Source organism: Sporolituus thermophilus DSM 23256 (assembly GCF_900102435.1).
In the GTDB taxonomy this organism is placed as follows: domain Bacteria; phylum Bacillota; class Negativicutes; order Sporomusales; family Thermosinaceae; genus Thermosinus; species Thermosinus thermophilus.
Map to the genome: position 1 here is coordinate 1 of NZ_FNBU01000044.1, position 2,670 is coordinate 2,670.

The window sequence follows — 2,670 nt, forward strand, 5'->3', positions numbered from 1 at the left end:
GTACGGAGGTGAACGAAATGGCGCTAAAGACCCTGGTGAAGCGTTGCAAAGGTTGTGGCATTTGTGTGGCCTTCTGTCCAAAACAAGTGCTTTCCCTGGATGAGGTCGGCAAAATCAAAGTTGTCGACGAGTCCAAATGTATTAAATGTAAGCAATGCGAAATCCGCTGTCCTGATTATGCAATCTTTGTAGAAAAGTAAAGGAGTGATATAAGTGGGTAAAGTCCTTCTCCTGCAAGGCAACCAAGCCTGCGCCGAAGGCGCTATTGCCGCCGGCGTCAAGTTCTTTGCCGGCTACCCCATTACCCCTTCGACCGAAATTGCCGAAGTTATGGCCAAACGCCTCCCCGAGGTTGGCGGCAAGTTCATTCAAATGGAAGACGAAATCGCCAGCATGGGCGCCATCATCGGCGCTTCCCTCACCGGCAAAAAGGTGCTTACCGCCACCAGCGGTCCCGGCTTTTCGCTTAAGCAAGAGCTTATCGGCTATGCCGCCATTGCCGAAGTGCCGCTGGTCATCGCCAACGTCCAGCGCGTGGGCCCCAGTACCGGCCAGCCTACCGCTCCTGCTCAGGGCGACATGATGCAAGCCCGCTGGGGCACCCATGGCGACCATCCGATCATCGCCCTTACGCCGGCCAGTGTGCCTGAGTGCTTCTCGCTTACCATCAAGGCTTATGAGCTTTCGGAAAAATACCGCACGCCGGTCATCATGCTGCTTGATGAAATCGTCGGCCATATGCGCGAACGCATCGAACTGCCTGACTATTCCACTATCACCCCGCCGGTCCGCAAAAAGCCGACAGTCCCGCCGGCCGAATACAAGCCCTATCAGCCTGATGAAGACCTCGTCCCGCCGATGGCCGACTTCGGCACCGGCTACCACTGGCATGTGACCGGTCTGGTTCACGACGAAACCGGCTTCCCCAATGGCTCAGCCGCCGCGACGAAAAAACTTATCAAACGGCTCCATGACAAAATCGAACAAAACTTGGACGACATCATTCTGTACGAAGAATATATGCTCGACGACGCCGAAATCGCCATTGTCACTTACGGCGGCACCGCCCGTACCGCGTATGCGGCGATTGAAAAGGCCCGCGAACAGGGCATCAAGGTCGGTATGCTGCGCCTTATCACCATCTGGCCGTTCCCCGAAAAGGCGATTGCTAACCTGGCCGCAAAAGTGCGGGCTATTGTCGTGCCCGAACTCAACTATGGTCAAATCGTCGGCGAAGTCAAAAAGGCCGTCGAAGGCAAAACAACCGTCAAAGGGCTGGCCAAGTACGACTCGGAGCCCATTTCGCCGCAGGAATTGCTCGACTTTATCGCGAATCTGTAACAGGGAGGCATCGTGATGGAAAAAATCATCGAAAAATACTACCGCCCCCGTCTGCCTCATATCTGGTGTCCGGGTTGCGGCAACGGCATTGTTACCGGCGCCATCGTCAAGGCCATCGACAAATTGGGGCTGGATCAAAATAAAACAGTCATTGTTTCCGGTATCGGCTGCTCGTCCCGCGCTTCGGGCTACCTTAACTTCGACACCGTTCACTCCGCTCACGGCCGCGCTCTGCCGGTCGCTACCGGAATAAAGCTGGCCGAGCCGGATCTTAATGTCATTGTCGTCACCGGCGACGGCGACGGCACCGCAATCGGCGGCAACCACTTCATCCATGCGGCCCGCCGCAACATTAACCTGACAGTGATCCTTTACAATAACAACATTTACGGTATGACCGGCGGCCAATATTCGCCGCTCACCCCGGTCAACAACAAAGCGACCACGGCGCCCTACGGCACGGTCGAGCGCACCTTTGACATCGCCGAACTGGCCAAAGCGGCCGGCGCCACCTTTGTCGCCCGCGGCACGGCCTATCACACCCAAATGCTCGTCGACCTCATCGCCCAGGCCATCAGCCATGACGGCTTCGCGCTGGTGGAAGCCATCACCCAGTGCCCCATTTCCTACGGCCGTCAGAACAAGATGGGCGACGCTCCCAAAATGATGCAGTGGCAGCGCGACCACGCCGTCACCGTCGAGGCGGCGAAAAAGCTCGCCCCCGAACAGCTTGCCGACAAATTCCTCATCGGCGTCCTGCATAAGAGCGAAGCGCCGGAATACACCAAGCAATATGATTTAATCCTCGCCAAAGCGCAGAAAGGAGCCCGGTAATATGGTTGAAATGCGGCTTTCAGGCTCTGGCGGACAGGGTCTTATTCTCGCCGGTATCATTCTCGCCGAAGCGGCGCTGCTGGACGGTAAACTGGCCATCCAGTCCCAGTCCTACGGTCCCGAGGCTCGCGGCGGCGCCAGCAAATCGGAGGTCATCATCGCCGACCGCCCCATCCACTATCCTAAAGTTACCAAGCCCAACCTGGTGCTGGCCATGACCCAGGAGGCCACCAACAAATACTGCGCCGACTTGCCGGCAGATGGTATTCTGATGGTAGACACTACTTTCGTTAAAGAAATCCCTGAACACGTTAAAAACGTTTACCGCCTGCCCATCACCGAAACTTCCAATACCGAACTGGGCAAAAGCCTCTTTGCCAACATTATTGCCCTCGGCGCCATCGTGGCGGCCACCAATGTCGTTAGCGTCGAGTCCATTACCAAGGCGGTCCTTAACCGCGTTCCCCCCGGCACCGAGGATGTTAACAAACGCGC

At 56.7% G+C, this 2,670-nt stretch carries 4 protein-coding genes; all 4 read left to right on the forward strand.

The annotated features are described in order from the left end of the window. Positions 1–17: 17 nt before the first annotated feature. A complete protein-coding gene (locus tag BLQ99_RS14620) occupies positions 18–200 on the forward strand; it encodes a 4Fe-4S binding protein (protein ID WP_093692248.1) in 183 nt (60 codons plus the stop codon). A 13-nt stretch (positions 201–213) separates the two neighbouring features. Next, on the forward strand, positions 214–1,341 hold the full coding sequence (locus BLQ99_RS14625; protein ID WP_093692242.1) for a 2-oxoacid:acceptor oxidoreductase subunit alpha: 1,128 nt from the start codon (positions 214–216) through the stop codon (positions 1,339–1,341). Positions 1,342–1,356: 15 nt separating this feature from the next. Then, entirely contained in the window at positions 1,357–2,175 is an 819-nt protein-coding gene (locus BLQ99_RS14630) for a 2-oxoacid:ferredoxin oxidoreductase subunit beta (protein WP_093692244.1), read from the forward strand. Position 2,176: 1 nt separating this feature from the next. Beyond that, positions 2,177–2,670: 2-oxoacid:acceptor oxidoreductase family protein (locus tag BLQ99_RS14635; RefSeq protein WP_093692246.1), on the forward strand; the 494-nt coding region annotated here is incomplete at its 3' end.